The sequence below is a fragment of the Clostridium bowmanii genome (assembly GCF_018861315.1).
GTDB classification, from domain to species: Bacteria; Bacillota; Clostridia; order Clostridiales; family Clostridiaceae; genus Clostridium_AD; species Clostridium_AD bowmanii.
In genome coordinates, this window is sequence record NZ_JAHLDL010000001.1 from 108,102 (window position 1) to 126,787 (window position 18,686).

Sequence of the window (18,686 nt, forward strand, 5' to 3'; positions counted from 1 at the left end):
TAAGCCTATCCGCTATCTAACATTAATTAACTACTTATTTAACATTTTTCCAGTAATTTTGTATTTCAGTAGCAAGTGCAGCTTTGTCGCTCTTTCCTGCTAGATATTTTTGCATTGAAGCACCAACTTCTTTCCAATGATCAGCAGGCATAACTGTCATAAATTGTATTGCATTTCCACTACTCATGTAGCTCTTAATTGATTTTGCTAATGGGTCTTTAGGTTCTAAAGTAATATTTTTAAATGCTGGAATTATATTTGCTTTATTTACAATAAAATCTTGCCCTTTATCGCTATACACTAGCCACTCTAAAAATTTCTTTGCAGCCGCCTGTTGATCCACATTATTATTCTCTTTATCAACACCAATATATTTAGTTACTCCTACCGGTATCCCGTTATTTCCGTAATCTTCAGCAGTATTGCTTATTGGTACTGGTATAAATCCAAAGTTTACGTTATCTCCTGCAAATTCTTTTATTTGTGGCCAAGCCCAGTTGCCCATAAACCAGAAGCCAACTTTGTCGGTTCCCATGTATTGTTGATCATTTTCATAAGTTCCTGCTAATGGATCTTTAGTATCTATGTTATATTTTTTCATCATATCAAAAGTGTCTATCAAGCCATTAAATTGTTTGTTTTTAGCTAGGTCTACTTTACCTGCCTTTAAGTCCTCTAAGAATTTAGTAACTTCTTTTGAGTCCTTTGATTGAGTTGAGTAAGCAATTGGTAGAATATGTCCAGCTAGAGACCAGTCCATTGGAGATATTGCTAATGCATCAACTCCACTAGTTTTCACCTTTTTAAATGCTTCTTCTAAATCCTTAGTTGTCTTAATAACTTTTGGATCAACTCCAGCTTTATCTAAAACGTTTTTATTATATATTATTCCGGTGCCTTCTACAGTAAGTGGAAAAGCCATAACCTTACCATCGCTTGTTTTAACTGAATCAAGACTTTTATCTGAGGCATCTTTAACCCATTTTTCATTTGTTAGGTCTGCAAATTTGTCACTAAATTTAGGTATATCACCAGGGTCTAGCATTGAAAGTGATGGTGCATTACCTGAAGCATACATTGCCGATACCTTTTCAAAGGGTGATTGTCCAGCAGCAGCTGCTATAACCTCAACTTTAATAGTAGGATTATCTTGTGTAAATACTTTGGCAGCTTCCTCTAATTGAAGTTGAATTTCACCTTTTGAATTTAAAAAACTAATTTTAACTTCCTTTGCTGCTACCGTCCCTTTATCCGTTGCCGTAGTCTCAACAGCCTTTTTACCACAACCCACAAATACAGTTGCTACTAATACCACAGATAGCATTAACGATAATAATTTTGATTTTTTCATTTTTTTTCCCCCTTTTTTAATTAACTTTCTAACGATTAAAATCTTAATGTAAATTCTTATGCAACTTTTATTAATTTTTCTTGCAAATTTTTATGCGAATCGCTCTGTAAACCTTTAACTTGTAATTTTATTATAAGACTATTCAGTTTATATGTCAAGCGCTTAACATATTATTTTAAAAAAACATCTTTGATATGATAATAGGGCTATAGCCCCTTTATATTATGTTTTACACTCTACTTACTATACTTAAGTATTTTAAGAATCTTGTGTTTTGGTTAATTTAGCTTTAGTTTTAATTAATCTTAAAAAAGTTAAAATCCCTCCTATCATACAAATAACTGTTGCAGTTATATATACAGTTTTCATACCATAAATAAATGCATCATTTCTTCCTATTACGTAATCAGTTACATGATAGCCAATTTTATAACTCATCCTGTTATATAAAATAGTAGTAGCTAAAGCTATTCCACATACCATTCCTAAATTTCTTACAAGCGCATTTACACTACCTGCAATACCTAGCTTATCCTTTGGAACTGTGGACATTACCAATGAATTATTAGGTGATTGAAATAACCCATTTCCTAAAGACATAACAGCTATAAAAATCACCATGCTTATTACCGAAGACTGCTCATTTAAAGTCGACATTAATAGTAACCCAAGACTTGTAACCATATTATACCTATTGGTACATTTATTAAAAATATATATTCCCAGCTGGTAGCACTTACTATAAATCCTCCCAGTGCCGGTCCTACCAAGGATCCAAGTGCCACGAAGGTTCCCGTAATCCCCAATGCCCTTCCTCTTTCATTTGCTGGAAATACTTCAGTGATAATCCCTTGATTATTTGCCATAGTACCTGCAGCTACTATTCCCTGTATTACTCTAGCCAAAACTAAAATTGGAAATGACCTTGTTATTCCACAAAATAGTGAACCTAAAGTAAATAGTGCTATTTCCAATCTTTGTAATTAATTCCAGCTAACATCCTTAATATCATAACTTAACTTTTAACACATTACAATTGATATATCTTCCTTTCCAGTTATTCCATTGACTCTAAATATGCACAATCTCAGTTATAAAAGATAAAAACATTAGTTATAAAATTAACAAATCAACTTATGATTTCGTATTAGCATATAGATAAAAATAGTGGATAATATAAATATATTTAATTGCAAATTTGTGTTACTCTAAATATAGTTTTAAAATAAATAAGGTTTACTAAGGGAGTGAAATCATGAAAAAAGTACTTACTACCTGCGGTTATTGTGGATGTGGGTGTAATTATTACATAAATGTTGATAATAATGAAATAGTAGGCATTACTCCTAAAAATAACGATATTGTTAGCAAAGGAAAACTATGCGTTAAAGGTTGGCAATTATATATCTGTGTTAATCATAATGACAGGTTAAAGCAGCCTTTGATTAAAAATAAAGATGGAATATTTGAAGAGGTTACTTGGGAAATTGCATTTGAGTTCATAAATAAGTCTCTTAAAAACATCATTGAAAAAAATGGTCCAAAAGCTGTGAGAGTTTCCTTCCGAAGTCGTTAATATTGCAGCTTCGAAGAAGATGATTAAAGGAGTGAAATTATTGAAGGACTTTGGCTCTGCAGTTATTTTATGTGGTGGAAAAAGTATTAGAATGGGCTTTGATAAATGCAAACTTAAAGTAAAGAATAGGTTCTTAATAGATATTATTGCAGAGCAATTAGAGCAAGTTTTTGAAAATATAGTTTTAGTATCAAATGATCTACAAAAATTTAATGATATTAAATATACCGTGGTGGAAGATATAATATCAAATAGAGGCCCTATAGGAGCTATTTATACGGCACTAAAAGAGACCTCCTCCAAATATGTTTTCATAACTGCTTGTGATATGCCCATAATAAATTTAGCCTATATAAAGTATATGATGGAACTTATAAAAAGCGAGGATGTAGATGGAGTGGTCTCTTGTAACTCTAAATATATAGAGCCCCTTTATGCTTTTTATTCTACAGATATGATTAATAACTTTGAAAATGAGATAGCTAAAGATAACTTTAAGCTTATTGATGTAATTAAAAACAGTAATATGCTCTATGTAGAAGAAACTAAATGGAGACAATATTGTAATGGCATGGATATTTTCACTAATTTAAATTATGAATCTGATCTTACCGTTTTAAAAAATATTTTTATGGAGGACTTTGAGATATAATGAACTCAACAAGAAAAATGAACATTAGAAGGATAAATAATGAGAAACAGGAGGATACCTGTGATTTAATAATAGAAGAAGTACCCTTAGAATTATTTGTTAATTATGACTTTTATGCAGCCCTTATGTGTACCGCTGTTGAAGTAAGGGAATTAGCTATAGGATTTCTATTTTGCGAAGGAATCCTATCCTCTATTAATTCCATTAAGAGCATAGAAGAAAAGTATGAAAATAGAATATGTATTGTTCTAGCTCATGAAGTAATTATGGATAGTACTAATGTAAGCGCCATAACTTCTGGCTGTGGTAATGGTAGTGTCCATATAAAATCTCTTGAAGAAGGTAGTATTAAATCTATTGAGCATAATTGTAAATTTGCTATTGTAGATATTTTAAAACTTATGAATGAATTTAATAGTAAATCAGAACTTTTCAGACAAACCGGAGGTGTTCATAGTTGCTGCATTTGTAATGATAATAGCTTGCTTCTTTTTTCTGAGGATATGGGACGTCATAATGCCTTAGATAAGGTTATAGGTAAGGCATTAATGGTCAATATGGGTCTTGCAGACAAGCTTGTAATGACCACTGGTAGGATTTCTTCAGATATAATTATTAAAGTAGCAAAAGCGGGTATACAACTTATAGCCTCCCATTCAGCACCAACCTCATTAGCCATAAATATTGCAAAAGCTGCAAATATAACTATAATTGGTTTTGCAAGAGGTAGTAGAATGAATATTTATTGCAATGAAGATAGAATAATTTAATTAAGATATAAATTAAAACATGGAGGAATAAATATATTCTCCTAGTTTTAGATTTACTGTATTTATTTATCCTTATGAGTAGCGGAGATTTCAATTAACCTTACTATAGCATATTAAATAAGTGCATAAACAATCATAGCTATAATAGTAGCAGGCTCCAAAACTGACTTTGTTTCTATTCCTTTAGTAACAACCATTATAAAAATTGCGAACTTTCAATTTTAACATAACTTGGAATTCCATATCCTATTAGTTAACTATGTATTAACTTTCATCAATAAGTCTTGTAAATTCACCTTAAATGGAGCATGCTATATATCAGAAAGCGTACGAGCATTAAATATTTGCATGAAGGAGAGTTGCGTATGTTTGGTTATATCCTTATCTTTTTAGCTAAAATAATTGAGGTTTCATTAACTACTGTTAGAGTAGTCCTCATAACCAGAGGTGAAAAATTTTATGGGGCTGTTATTGGTTTCTTTGAGGTACTTATATGGTTATATGTAATTAGTACTGTCCTTGTTGGAATAAGTGAAGAACCATTTAAAATGATAATTTATGCATTAGGATTTTCTTGTGGAAACTATATCGGATGTATTTTAGAAGATAAACTAGCACTAGGACTCATGACCATAAATGCTATTGTATCTGAAAAAGATGGCGATGAACTTGCTAAAATATTGAGAGCAGAAAATGTAGGGGTTACTCTTATTGAAGCGGAAGGTTTAAAAGAAGATAAAAAAATGCTTATCTTACATGTTAAAAGAAAAAGAAAATCTGAAATATTGAAAGTAATAAAAAATTCTCATATAAAGGCTGTAATTTCTCTAATGGATACTAAAACTCTATATGGTGGTTATGGTATTAAAAAATAATAGATAAAATAATACACATAGATAAAATATCTATGTGTATTATTATTTTCAACAGCGGCAACCTGAATGATTACTGCTATTAATTTTTCTATATTAAACTATATGAATATTTTAAATATGATGTTAACATCACTATGATATACTTAAATTAAAATTGTATTGAGGAGCTGAATAAAATGAGTGAAAAAGAAAAGATGTTGAATGGGGAAATATATAATGCCTATGACAAAAGTTTAGTACTCTTAAGAAATAAGGCTAGACATCTTACAAAATTATATAATAATACAGACCCTGAGGAAGTTGAAAACAGAATAACTATCATCAAAAAATTAATTGGGAAAATAGGCGAAAATTTTGAAATAGAACCTCCATTCCGTTGCGATTATGGTACTAATATTGAAATAGGCGAAAATTTTTATGCCAATTTTAATTTTTTAGTTTTAGATGATGGACTTGTAACAATTGGAGATGATGTATTATTTGCTCCTAATGTAAGTATATTTACCGCAACTCATCTAATTGATCCTAAGCTTAGACCCAAAAATGCTGATTACACAAAAGCTGTTACTATAGGAAATAATGTGTGGGTTGGTGGTGGTGCTATTATAAATCCCGGTGTGACTATCGGGGATAATAGTGTAATAGGTTCTGGTAGTGTGGTTACAAAAGATATTCCATCCAATGTTGTGGCTGTTGGAAACCCTTGTAAAATAATAAAATATCTTACTCTTCAACTTTGTGAATAACTAAATTACCTTTATATATAATAGTACATTAATATTAAAAACCCAATTAACGCACAAAAAACTACCAAAATATAAATATATTTCGGTAGTTTTTTTATTTTAAGCTAATCCATTGGATGATTATAAATCATACGGTCATATACGTGATCAAATCCCATCTTACGATAAAGATTTTTCGCACGTTTATTATCAAGATCTACATGAAGGGACAAATTACCGTCTGTTAATTCAATTGCACGGCCAATAAGTTCTGAGGCGACACCACGACCTTTATTACCAGGCTTAACACCAATATAAGCTAAATGATAAGTGGAAATAAAATTTTCAAATCCCATATTGACAATAACACAAATACCTTGTTCTTCTCCGTTTCGTTTGGCTATTAATAAAAATCCCTCTTTCATTGCTTTTTCTATAGCATCTACTGTCTCTCCCACCGAATCATTATAAGCTGCAAGCCAAGTTCGTGTCATATCCAGTAAATCAGCTTTGTTTTTATCATCAAAACTTGTAATTTCACAGACTTCAATTTCACTTCTTGCATCATTTAAAATAATTAAATGCTTGCCATTTTTAAGTTGTCCTTGTTTCACTTTTTTGGTAAAGGCAGCCATTGCATAGGCTTCTTTCCTTGAAACAATAACACCCTCAGTTTCACGAAGCATAGTAACTGCCTGCTTAAGCTCCTCTTCATCAATATCAATCATTTCAGCATTAGTCTCATCAATAATTTTTATAATGGACTGGACCATATCTGTAGGTCTGTCTGGTAAACCCAAAGCTGTTTTTTTAGTGCCATTATTCTCAATTTGACTAATATGCATTTTCCTAACGTACTCATTTATATCATCTTGCCATGATGAATTAGCCCCACATAATAATTGAGGTAATTCGCTCAATTCTTCATGTACCCAGCTCTTTATTGTGCCACTATAAATACTTGAAAGGGTATACCCAAATCCTAATTTTGTAGTTATGGTATCCACTTTAAAATCCATTCGTTCCAAACACTCTTTAGTCATGTCTTCAAATATAAGATGGCTCATAATGGTGTTTAAATCCCATTCGCAAGTCAAGTACATATTTCCCTTCTCTGCTATGTCTACCAATTGTGACCGAGAAAAGGTGCCTTTTTTATCTCTTAAATCTAATAGTACTTCACTATCTAAACGAGACATTTTCCACTTTTCTTGCTTGAAAAGCGGAACCTTCACTTCAATTTCCTTCAATTTTGCAAATAACATTACCGATTTTATGTAGCTTTCAGATCCATCAACTAAAATTTGCTTAAACCCATTAGCTATAGCATCTTTTACTAATACCTCTGAAATACGGTCATACTTATGTCCTGAAGGATTAGCTCCTTCAAGTTTCAAATATATCTCTCCGATACCTAATACCTTCTCTAATTTTTTTGCTCTCATTAAGGGTGTTCTTCCACTTTTTCTCATATTAAATAATCTCTCCTTCAACACTTAATTGTGATTAAATTCAAAATAGCTCTATAAAGATCCCAATTATATCATAATATTTTTCAGCATTATTTCACTTCAACGAGAAAATTCACACCAGCATAACATGTTCAGAACATATTGTTACTGGCAATCTCATCTACTCTAAATGCCTATTTTACTGTGTTCTCTAGTTTATAGTATAACATTTCATGGCTAATTCTGCAAATGTATAGTGTTTTTTGTCATATTTTGTAGATATTATTCAATATTAATTACATGTCAAATTTGTTAGCTTACTTTATTAAATCATGAAATTCCCCTTCTACAATATTCTTTAATAAATCCGGATTAATTTCTATTTGAAATCCTATTTTCCCAGCACTTACAATTATTTTTTCTATACTCAGGGCACTCTCATGAATAAAGGTTTTATATTGTTTCTTCATACCTATAGGTGAGCAACCACCTCTAATATATCCCGTATGCTTCTGGAGATCATTAACATCTAACATTTCTATTCTCTTCTCATTAGTTACTTTAGCTACTTTTTTAAAATCTATTTCCTCTCTAACTGGAATTAGGAAAACATAAATATTTCCATAAATTCCGTGAGTTACTATGGTTTTATAGACATATTTTTCATCTTTTCCTATCTTCTTTGCTACAGATATTCCATCTATCTTCTCATCTTTTACATCGTATGTTATCACATCATATTGCGCCTTCATTTTATCTAAAATTCGCATAGCATTTGTTTTTATCATTGTTTTCCCCTTAGTTTTCGTCTCTATTTATTCATCATTTTATAACCGAGTTTACTTTATTATATCCTTTTTTCTTACCTTATACACTATTCACTTAAGCATTAAACTATAATTATAAAAATCTGCATCTCTACTTCATTTAGAGCTAAATTTACATTACCTGCATAAGTATTAAATAATTTATTCACATATACTAAGAAATTAGGTGTAACTTGTTGAATTATAATACATCAACGCAAAAGCTTATTTCTCGACAAATTGCATAAATATTCATTAAAAAAACTATTGAATTTTTGTTCAATTAATATATAATTATAGGGGTAATAATAATTTTATACTAAATTTAATCGCTTACATTTAAGGAGGAAAAACTATGTCGGAAAAAGTAATCAGCAAAAAACATTTAACATTGGTATCATTAGTTTTAATGATTTTTACTTCAGTTTATGGATTTAATAATATTCCAAGATCATTTTATAAAATGGGATATGCTGCAATACCTTGGTATATTTTGTCAGGAATAACTTTTTTTATTCCTTTTGCTTTCATGATGGCTGAGTTTGGCGCAGCTTTTAAAAACGAAAAGGGTGGAATATACTCTTGGATGGAAAAATCTGTAGGAGCAAAATTTGCTTTTATGGGAACCTTCATGTGGTATGCATCTTATGTAATTTGGATGGTTAATGTTGCATCTGGAGTTTGGGTTCCAATATCAAATGCGATATTTGGTTCAGATAAAACACAAACTTGGGCAATATTAGGACTGACTGGACCCAAACTTCTAGGAATACTTGGAATCCTTTGGATAATATTTGTTACATTTATATCAACTAAGGGATTAGAAAAAATTAAGAAGGTAACTTCACTAGGTGGTACTGCAGTTGCATTATTAAATATAGTTCTGTTAATTGGGGCTATACTAGTACTTATTGGAAATCACGGTCAATTAGCTCAGCCAATAGTTGGAATTAGCTCATTTACTGCTTCACCAAACCCTGCTTACAATGGAAACATAATCGCATCATTTGCATTCGTGGTATTTGCACTATTTGCTTATGGTGGAATAGAAGTTGTTGGTGGACTTGTTGATGAAACAGAAAATGCAGAAAAAACATTTCCTAAGGGTGTTGTTATTTCAGCGGTTATTATTTCAATTGGATACTCACTTGGAATATTCCTTGTAGGTATATTTACTAACTGGTCATCTGTTATGAATGACAAGACTGTTCACTTAGGTAATGCAGGTTATGTTGTAATGGGCAACCTAGGATATGCTCTAGGCCAAGCATTCGGAGCAAGCGATGCAACTTCCATAGCTATGGCTCATGGAATAGCTAGATTCGTAGGCCTTTCAATGTTCTTAGCTTTAGCAGGCGCTTTCTTTACACTAATGTTCTCTCCATTAAAACAATTAATAGAGGGTACTCCAGCTAAACTATGGCCTGGAAGACTTGCAGAAATGAAAGACGGAATGCCTCAAAGAGCTATGTGGATTCAAGCTGCTATAGTTTGTGTTATGATTGCACTCGTTTCCTTTGGTGGTGAAAATATGTCAAAATTCTTTGATGTGTTAGTAGCAATGACTAATGTAGCTATGACTCTTCCATACATGTTTATAGCATTTGCTTTTGCACCATTTAAGAAAAACAAAGATATTATTAAGCCTTTTGAAATATTTAAAACTGACAGAAGTGCTATAATATGGACAGCAATAGTTATGTTCACTGTTGGATTTGCAAACTTCTTCTCAATACTACAACCAGCACTCGAAGGAGATTTAAAAACAACTATTTGGAGTATAGCTGGACCTGTATTCTTTGCTCTAGTTGCATGGGTAATGTATAACAACTATGAAAGAAAACACTTAAATAAAATTTAATAATTTTATTTTAGTTTAAACAATATATTTTCATTTAGAAAAAGTCTATCCTAATGGGTAGACTTTTTCTAATAAATTTATTCTATGAAGAACCTTAAATGTTTCTAATAATTTATAGACTTTATCCCTAGTCCCGGTGTGTCTGTAAGTATTATTTTAGATTCATTAAATACAGCTCCTCCATTTACAGGGTCCTCACTGCATAGAACAGGTCCATCTAGATCTATTTTAGTTATAATACTCTTCGCACAAGCTAAATGCACAGCGGCAGTTACACTTACCTTTGCCTCAAGCATGCATCCTATCATACATTCAACTCCATACATTTCTGCTAAGGAACATATTTTAAGAGCATTATATATCCCACCGGTTTTCATAAGTTTTATATTTACAAAGTCTGCAGCTCTCCTTTGCAGAATATTTAGTGCATCCATAGGAGAAAACACACTTTCATCGGCTAAAACAAGTGTAGATACATTATCTGTTACAAATTTTAATCCATCTATATCATGGGCTGAAACTGGTTGTTCTACAAACTCAATTTGTAGTCCCGCATCCTCCATTTTTCTTAAAACATTTACTGCTTCCTTTGGCTTCCAGCCTTGATTTGCATCAATTCTAAGATTTACATCGTAACCTACAGCCCTTCTTATTGCTTTCATTCTTTCCATGTCTCTTGCAGAATCTTTTCCTACCTTTATTTTCAAAGTACCGTATCCTCTACTTATAGCATCTAGACTATCCTTTGCCATTTCTTCAGGATCATTTACACTTATAGTTATGTCTGTTACTATTTCACTTCTATGCCCACCTAACAACTTGTATAGTGGTGCCCCATATAACTGTCCATATAAATCATATAGTGCTATATCAACAGCAGCCTTTGCACTTGTGTTTTTTAAAACACAGTTTTGTAATTTTAACATCAGATCCTCAAAATTTTCTATTTGCATACCTACTATGGCTTTCTTTATATGATCTTCAATAGCGCCTATTATAGCACCAGTGGTATCCCCCGTTATAACTCCTGTTGGTGGGGCTTCCCCAAAACCTATATTACCTGTATCCGTGTGTATTTCCACTATAACATCTTCCACACTGTGTACAGTTCTTAAAGCGGTTTTAAATGGTGTTCTAAGTGGAACAGAAATTCGTTTAATTTTTATATCTGTTATTTTCATAAAAATTCCTCCTTAAATTTCATATAATAAAAAAACCAGTAAAAACAGAACCAAAGGTTCGCCTTTACTGGGTTTCATTTACTTTGAAATAGGTATAACCCTATTCACTTTAAACAAAGCAGTAATTTTAAAATTGTCTAAGTTTTACTTCATCGTACTTTTTCACAGCATCTTTATAAGCAACTACAATGGCTCTTTGAGATGATCCATGATATCTTCTTTTTACTTCTTCTTCTAAATTACAGTCAAATATTTTTAAGCTTTTCCCCATTAAAAGTGTTTTTATAAAATCATCTGTTGTTCTTATTGTGGAGGAGCAGCTTAAATCAATTATTTCGCCTGTATCTATATCTACCACGAACCCTATAAAAAAGGAACTAAACCTATTAGTAATAGCATTATCTGTATTAGTCTTTGAATTCCCAACTACATAAATTGTATTTTTGTTATACATAAAAACCACCTCAAAAGATATTATACGTTAAAATAACTTTTTAGTTAAGTGCGTTCGCTTTATTAAGAGCACTAACTTTGATTTTCATACTTTGTATTATATTAGTATTAGCTTCATATCACATAATAGAAAGTACTTTACCTACCATAAGTGCTCCTCCAGTCCCTATAATATAACCCATAAGTGCCATCAAAATTCCTATAGGTACTAGTGCCTCACTATATGCCGCAGCTAATATTGGTGCGGATGCAACTCCTCCTATATTTGCAAGACTTGCAACTCCAACGGTAAACAAATCCAATTTAAATATTTTAGCAGCCAGAATTGAAATAATAAAGTGTATCCCCAGTATACAAAAACCTGCAATTATATATATTGGAGCCTTTGTAAGTTCTGTAAAATTTGCTCTAGATGCTATAAGAGCAACTATAGTGTAAAGCATAATATTAGAGAGTTGTGAAGATCCCGGTATCTTTGCAACTGGAGTCATGGCAAGTATTACTCCCACTAAGGTAGCTATAAGCACTGTCCATGTAACCCCTTGAAAAAATACAGTTTGTGGTAGCATATTTCCAAAATATTGAGCCATTGCAGAAACAAATAAACTTAGTCCAAGTAATATTATTAAATCTGAAAATTCTATTTCCTTTCTCATATTTTCTTTGTCTGCATTTAATTTTTCTCCTATTTCATCAATTAGTGTTGTATCAGACTTTGTCCATTTGTTAAATTTAGGGGCAAATGAAACTAACCAAAGTAGGAACATTACCCATACGGAGTAATTTACGGAATCCATAAGTAAGGTGTATCCAAGTTTTGAATCTGGTACATTAAGTGCTACTTGCACCGCTACCATATTTCCAGTTCCACCTATCCAGCTTCCACAAAGAGCTGCAAAGGCTTTCCAAGTATCTGGTTCAAAGAATCCTTTAAAAATTCCATATGTTACTACAAAAGCTATCATAATACTTATAGTTGCTGAAAAAAGTCCTATTAACATTTTAGGTCCTAATTTTAATATTTTCCTCATATCACATCTTAAAAGCATAAGGAATATCATTGCAGGAAGTAAATTGTCCTTTAAACCCTTATACACCGAAGTTATTTCATCATTTTTTTCCCACATTCCAAAGGTTGAAAGTAACATTGCTGAAAAATACAGTAGCACAATGGCGGGTACATAGTTAAAAAATTTTGACTTTGTTTTCTTTTCTGCAAGTACAAGCATGCTTGCAAAAAACATAAGAAATGCAACATATGTAAATCCTCTTGTAATCATTATTTCCCTCCTCTTTAGTCCACACCAATTATTTTGCTAATTCATATATAGCTGCTGCCATTATTTGAACATTTTTTATTAATGAATCTATTTCTATATATTCATCTGGCTTATGTTCAACCATAGGTTGTCCTTTAAATATAGGTCCAAAAGCTACTATATTCTCCATGCTTTTTGCATAAGTTCCTCCACCTATAGATATTAATTCTGCTTTTTCACCTACCTTTTCTTCATAAACCTTTTGTAGTTTTTTAATAAACTTGCTATCTGGGGACACATAAAGACTTTTCTTGTGTCTTGTTGACAACTCTTCCATTTTTCCTTCTCTCATTCTATTTTCAAATATATCTTTAAAATCTTCATATTTTTTAGTCACTGGGTATCTCATATTAATAGAAATATCTACTTCTTTTTCGTTTCCCACGAGCATCCCTAGATTGAATACAAACTTACCAGACATTTCATCTTGCAGATATATACCTAGTTTTCTTCCTTCTATATCTAGACCTATATTTTCATTCATAAAATCTAAAAATTCTTTAACACTATCTGAAAAATCTAGTTTACCCAAAAACAATAAAAGATGACTCACTGCATTTTTACCCTCTTCTGGTCTGCTTCCATGTGCAGAAATTCCAAAGGATTTCACTAATAAACAATCCTCTTTTTCCTCTAATTTTATTTCCTCTACACCTTGTGCTAATTTTCTAACTTCAGCTATTCTAGTCTTAGGAATTATAACTTCTGCCTCTGCATATTCTGGAACTACATTAGGTGCAATTCCCCCTTTAATAGCTTTAAGAATAATTTCACCTTGCTGATTTAATTTCCTCCTATATTTATAGTTTACTATTCCCTTTTCCCCATTTATAATTGGATATTCAGCATCTGGAGTAAAGCCTGCGGTCGGCATTTCTTCTCCTCTTTCTATGTAATGCTTTACACATTTACTACCAGTTTCTTCATTTAATCCAAATATAATTCTCACTCTTCTTTTAAGTGGTAAGTTCATGTCTTTAATTGCTTTTAACGCATATAAAGCTCCTATAGTAGGTCCTTTATCATCCGTAGTTCCTCTTCCATATATCTTTCCATCATGTATTTCGCCTCCATAAGGTGGGTATGTCCATCCATTTCCCTCAGGAACTACATCTAAATGCCCAAGTACTGCAATCATTTCTTTACCTTCACCATACTCTACATAGCCTATCATGTTATCTAGGTTTACAGTTTTAAATCCTAAATTTTTAGAAAGGTCTAAACTATACTGGAATACCTTCTGGACACCCTCTCCAAACGGCATATTCTCTTTGGGTACATCTTCCACACTTTTAATCTTTACACACTCTTCGACACCTTTTAATATTTTTTCTTTAAGTTCTATTATTTTCTCATCCAATGTCATAAAATCACTCCTCAAATTTTTAAATATAAATCATTTTTTTGTAATAGATTTCACTTTTAAAAAAATCTTCAAAACAAAAAAACCAGTAAATGTACTCATTCACTGGGTTTTATTTAGGATAATGCTTTAGGCATCTGTATAAACAAAACAGTAATTTTAAACTAATTATTCTCTTTCCTATATAATATACTGAAAATACAGAAAAGTCAATTTTTGCTGGAATCTATGTTTAAATTATAAAATCAGTAACATAAAACGTTTTTTTCCATAATATTATATTGTAGATGATTTTTATAAGGAGAAATATATGGAAAATTATTCAATGAGACCAAAAAAATCCAAAGATATGAAGGCAATGGATCCAATGATGCCAATGAACCATTCGACACAGATGATGCAGTTGATGCAAATGATGCAGATGATGCAAATGTGTATGTGTCAAATGATGCAAATGATGCCAATGGACCAAACTATGGGTATGAACCCTATGATGCACATGATGCCTATGGGACAAATGATGGGTATTAATCCTATGATGAACATGTGTCAAATGCAAATGATGCCTAACATGCCTATGATGCCCATGGATCAAATGATGGGTATGAATCCTATGATGCACATGACAGATAGATCCGATATAGAAGACTAGTTTATTACTTAAATTAAGCAAAGTTATATAGCCCAATGCAGTACCTAAACTACATTGGGTTATTTTTGTATATAACATTAGACCTAGCTAATAGGTCTACTCTCCTACTTTTTACTTGTACCTAAATAAGCCTCTTGAATTTTAGGATTTAATGCAATCTTCACTGTAGCTCCTTCAAAGATAGTTTGGACAAGTAGTGGCACTAGCCCACAAATATAGCTGCTATTATAATTTCAGTACTATTCTCCAATCTTTCACACCATCCACATGATAATCAATAAAGGTTGAAAAAATATCTAAAATGACCTATTATAAGGATAATCTATTATAGTACATTACAAAGGGGTGAATGACAATGAATGAATATAATCAGCATCTGTGTATAAATTTGAGACATAAACTTCATGAAAATGCCGAAATTTCAGGACACGAAAATAAAACTATGGAAATATTAATAGATTTCCTGAGAAATAATACTACTTTCAATATAATTACTAAAAACGGATATTTCATTGCAGAAAAAATATTGAATAAAGATTTCACAAATATTGCCTTTAGAGCTGATATGGATGCCATTTCCATGACAGAAACAACAGATTTAAAATATAAATCCAATAATGCCTGCGCAGCTCATAAATGTGGTCACGATGGACACTGCTCAATACTTATAGGTCTAGCTTTAGAAATAGAAGAAAATTCAATAAATGATAAAAATATTTTTTTAATATTTCAACCTTCTGAAGAAACAGGCCTAGGTGCTAAAAAAATAGTTCAAGATGGTTTGTTACAAGAAAAAAACATTGATGAAATATATTCGCTTCATAATATTCCTGGATATGAACCTGGAACATTACTTTATAAAAAAAATGTGTTTGCTTGCGCTTCAAAAGGAATTATAATTAACTTAAAGGGAAAGCCTTCTCATGCAGCTTATCCAGAGTTTGGTATAAACCCCTCCGATGCCGCTGCTGACATTATTAAATTTTTAAATAATAGTACTAAATCCAGCATTTATAGTGGAATGGTGCTTTGCACTATAGTAAATATAAATATTGGTGAAAGAGCCTTTGGAACAGCTGCAGCTTCTGGTGAGATTTTGTTAACGCTGAGAGGAGAAAATGAAGCGGATTTAATAAAACTTGAAAACAACATATTAAAATTTGTGGAGCAGTGTTGCAAGCAACATAAAATCGATTTTAAAATAAGCTATTCCGATGAGTTTCCAGAAACAAGAAATGATGATACATGTATTAATAAAATACTAGAGGTATGTAAGAATAATAATTATACATATGAAGAACTTCAATATCCTTTTAGATGGTCTGAAGATTTCGGATGTTATTTGAAAAATATAAAGGGTGCAATGTTTGGCCTGGCTGATGGCAAATTACAACCTCAACTTCATACTGCAAATTATGATTTCCCAGATGCTATTATTAAAACAGGTGTAGATATTTTTTATAACATTGCGAATCATAAATAAAAGCATAGATTATGCAGAAATGAGCTTGATACTTTCGAAAAGTTATTTCTAAATGTGATATATAGTGATAAAATTATAACAAAGTTAAATTGAAAAAGATAAAATACTTGTTTTTAATAATTAGTAAAGTTTATTATCTTTGGGAGGAAACATTATTGGACAATTCAACATTAGATATAGAAAATTACAAAAACTTGGTAAACTTAACACCACAAATTTTATGTATTTTATCCTTTGCAGGTAAAATTAAATATTCAAACCCAGCTTTCAATAAAGTTTTTGGATATAGTAATGATGAAGTACAAAAATTAAATCTATTTTCTATAGTACACCCGGAGGATAAAAACGAACTAGAGTGCGCTTTATTATCAGCTCATAAAAAGCAACTAGATGCTATAATTTTTGAATTTAGATATAAGTGCAAGGATGGCAATTTCAAATTGATTTCTTGGAATATAAAATTCCAGTGGGATCAGGGAATTATCTATGGTACTGGCCGTGATGTAAGTAATAAAAGGACCCTAGAGCAAAACATATATGAGAGTAACAAAAAATTAAATGCAATTATTGAAAACACATCCGAGGCCTTATTCATTTTTGATAAAGATGGTAACTATATAACATTAAATAAATCAGCAAGGGATATATTCCCTTCTACCTTTGATTGCTTTAGCAAATTAGGAGTGAGTCTTAAAGAAAATGATTATTATGATATTTCCGGAAATTTAATTTCTCATGATGATATGCCAGGCTTTAGAATATTAAGAGGTGAAAAAATATTAGGATATAGAGTGATGAAAAACAATAATGACATTATTTCTTTTTATGATATAAGTGGTGTTCCCATTTATGATGATAAGGGTAATTTCATTGTTGGAATACAATGTTTGAGTAATGTTACAGAAACTGTATTATACGAAAAAATACTTCAAAGTCAATTTGACCTTCTCCACAAGACCATAGATACCCTTGATTTACCATTTATAAGATTATCCTACCCTGAATTTAGCATCACAGACATTAACCAAAAGGCATTAAATATTATAAATGGATTAAATCCTGAAATGAGCTCTATTGATATTGTTAAAGGTCAAAATTATGGAGATATCATTACCGAGTTTGATAAAACTGATGTTTTCTATCATTTTCAAATGATTAAAGAGAAAAAAGAAACGTCCTATATAAAATATAAAGAGTTATCTGTATTTGGGGAAAAAACATTTGTAAATGTATTATATCAGCCAATACTTGGACTAGAGGGTGACATTCAACAAGTAATAGCAATTATACTTGATATAACTAAAGAAACTACAGCTAAACTTCAACTGGAAAAGAGCTTGAAAATGCAGGAAGAATTTTTTATAAACATTTCCCATGAGATTAAAACTCCTTTAAATGTTATTTTTAGTACAACTCAATTATTTGGCCTATACCTAAAAAATAATTCCTTAGTAGAAAACGAAGATAAGCTTGAGAAATATATTAAGGTTATAACGCAAAACTGTAATAGGCAGTCAAAATTAGTTAATAACTTAGTAGACTTATCCAAGCTTGAATCTGGTTTTTTTAAGTTACACGTGTCCAATGAAGATATAGTTAATGTTGTTGAGGAAGTTGTTCAATCCGTATCGGAATATGTTGAGAACAAAGGATTAAATATTGTTTTTGATACTGATATAGAAGAAAAAATTATTGCTTGTGACACTACTAATATTGAAAGAGTTATGCTAAATCTTATTTCCAATGCAATTAAATTTTCAATTGCTGGAGATGGCATATTCGTAAATATACACGATAAAGTTGATAGTGTTGAAATATCTGTAAAAGATACTGGAATAGGAATTGAAAAAGATTATATAAATGTGATATTTGAAAGATTCAAGCAGGTCGATAAATCCCTATCTAGAAATGCTGAAGGTAGTGGTATAGGTTTATGCCTTGTTAAATCAATTATTGAACTACATAGTGGAACTATTAACTTAGAAAGTGAAATAGGAAAAGGTAGCAAATTTACAATAGAGCTACCAAACAAAATAATAGCGGTCCCTTATGACTCAATTGAGGATAAGGGCATAAGAAGTGAGCTTCAAACAATAAACATTGAGTTTTCAGATATTTATTCATAATATTTTATCATGAGAGATTACTTTTTCTGCATTATAAAGTAA

Annotated in this window: 16 protein-coding genes and 1 pseudogene; 9 read left to right on the forward strand and 8 right to left on the reverse strand. The window is 31.2% G+C overall.

The features are described from left to right. Positions 1-34: 34 nt before the first annotated feature. Together KPL51_RS00530 and KPL51_RS00535 are read right to left on the reverse strand one after the other, a co-directional pair. On the reverse strand, positions 35-1,351 hold the full coding sequence (locus KPL51_RS00530) for an ABC transporter substrate-binding protein (protein WP_216155757.1): 1,317 nt from the start codon (positions 1,349-1,351) through the stop codon (positions 35-37). Positions 1,352-1,609: 258 nt separating this feature from the next. Then, positions 1,610-2,328, reverse strand: a pseudogene (locus KPL51_RS00535) (MFS transporter); the annotation flags it as partial. A 278-nt stretch (positions 2,329-2,606) separates the two neighbouring features. Between KPL51_RS00535 and KPL51_RS00540 the strand changes: the two are divergent. From KPL51_RS00540 to KPL51_RS00560, 5 genes are all read left to right on the forward strand, one after another. Then, a complete protein-coding gene (locus tag KPL51_RS00540) occupies positions 2,607-2,927 on the forward strand; it encodes a molybdopterin-dependent oxidoreductase (protein ID WP_216155760.1) in 321 nt (106 codons plus the stop codon). Positions 2,928-2,967: 40 nt separating this feature from the next. Further along, positions 2,968-3,579, forward strand: a complete 612-nt coding sequence (gene mobA, locus KPL51_RS00545; protein ID WP_216155763.1) for a molybdenum cofactor guanylyltransferase — start codon at positions 2,968-2,970, stop codon at positions 3,577-3,579. Further along, positions 3,579-4,349 (forward strand): formate dehydrogenase accessory sulfurtransferase FdhD, encoded by a 771-nt coding sequence (fdhD, locus tag KPL51_RS00550; RefSeq protein ID WP_216155766.1) that lies wholly within the window; start codon positions 3,579-3,581, stop codon positions 4,347-4,349. Before mobA ends, fdhD begins: the two co-directional genes overlap by 1 nt. A 365-nt stretch (positions 4,350-4,714) precedes the next feature. Beyond that, positions 4,715-5,224: a DUF2179 domain-containing protein gene (locus KPL51_RS00555; protein WP_216155769.1), complete on the forward strand. Its 510-nt coding sequence runs from the start codon at positions 4,715-4,717 to the stop codon at positions 5,222-5,224. A gap of 176 nt (positions 5,225-5,400) precedes the next feature. After that, positions 5,401-5,970: a sugar O-acetyltransferase gene (locus KPL51_RS00560; RefSeq protein WP_216155771.1), complete on the forward strand. Its 570-nt coding sequence runs from the start codon at positions 5,401-5,403 to the stop codon at positions 5,968-5,970. A gap of 104 nt (positions 5,971-6,074) precedes the next feature. On the opposite strand, the gene KPL51_RS00565 is transcribed toward KPL51_RS00560, so the two are convergent. Both KPL51_RS00565 and ybaK read right to left on the reverse strand, forming a co-directional pair. Next, positions 6,075-7,421, reverse strand: coding sequence for a pyridoxal-phosphate dependent enzyme (locus KPL51_RS00565; RefSeq protein WP_216155773.1), 1,347 nt, complete (start codon positions 7,419-7,421; stop codon positions 6,075-6,077). A gap of 296 nt (positions 7,422-7,717) precedes the next feature. Next, positions 7,718-8,188, reverse strand: a complete 471-nt coding sequence (gene ybaK / locus KPL51_RS00570; RefSeq protein WP_216155776.1) for a Cys-tRNA(Pro) deacylase — start codon at positions 8,186-8,188, stop codon at positions 7,718-7,720. 373 nt (positions 8,189-8,561) lie between these two features. Between ybaK and yjeM the strand changes: the two genes are divergently transcribed. Next, positions 8,562-10,067: a glutamate/gamma-aminobutyrate family transporter YjeM gene (gene yjeM / locus KPL51_RS00575; protein ID WP_216155779.1), complete on the forward strand. Its 1,506-nt coding sequence runs from the start codon at positions 8,562-8,564 to the stop codon at positions 10,065-10,067. A 104-nt stretch (positions 10,068-10,171) separates the two neighbouring features. Here the strand turns inward: yjeM and KPL51_RS00580 are convergent, their stop codons facing one another. From KPL51_RS00580 to pepV, 4 genes are all read right to left on the reverse strand, one after another. Then, positions 10,172-11,248, reverse strand: a complete 1,077-nt coding sequence (locus KPL51_RS00580) for a dipeptide epimerase (protein WP_216155781.1) — start codon at positions 11,246-11,248, stop codon at positions 10,172-10,174. Positions 11,249-11,375: 127 nt separating this feature from the next. Further along, positions 11,376-11,702, reverse strand: a complete 327-nt coding sequence (locus tag KPL51_RS00585) for a DUF3870 domain-containing protein (protein WP_216155784.1) — start codon at positions 11,700-11,702, stop codon at positions 11,376-11,378. 118 nt (positions 11,703-11,820) lie between these two features. After that, positions 11,821-12,981, reverse strand: coding sequence for a DUF819 family protein (locus KPL51_RS00590; protein ID WP_216155786.1), 1,161 nt, complete (start codon positions 12,979-12,981; stop codon positions 11,821-11,823). A 28-nt stretch (positions 12,982-13,009) separates the two neighbouring features. Next, on the reverse strand, positions 13,010-14,386 hold the full coding sequence (pepV, locus tag KPL51_RS00595) for a dipeptidase PepV (RefSeq protein WP_216155789.1): 1,377 nt from the start codon (positions 14,384-14,386) through the stop codon (positions 13,010-13,012). 307 nt (positions 14,387-14,693) lie between these two features. Between pepV and KPL51_RS00600 the strand changes: the two genes are divergently transcribed. From KPL51_RS00600 to KPL51_RS00610, 3 genes are all read left to right on the forward strand, one after another. Continuing rightward, the gene (locus tag KPL51_RS00600; protein ID WP_216155792.1) at positions 14,694-15,035 is read left to right on the forward strand and encodes a hypothetical protein; all 342 of its coding nucleotides are present in this window, start codon (positions 14,694-14,696) and stop codon (positions 15,033-15,035) included. A 355-nt stretch (positions 15,036-15,390) separates the two neighbouring features. After that, the gene (locus tag KPL51_RS00605) at positions 15,391-16,518 is read left to right on the forward strand and encodes an amidohydrolase (protein WP_216155795.1); all 1,128 of its coding nucleotides are present in this window, start codon (positions 15,391-15,393) and stop codon (positions 16,516-16,518) included. A gap of 155 nt (positions 16,519-16,673) precedes the next feature. Further along, the gene (locus tag KPL51_RS00610; protein WP_216155797.1) at positions 16,674-18,644 is read left to right on the forward strand and encodes a PAS domain-containing sensor histidine kinase; all 1,971 of its coding nucleotides are present in this window, start codon (positions 16,674-16,676) and stop codon (positions 18,642-18,644) included. Positions 18,645-18,686 lie beyond the last annotated feature (42 nt).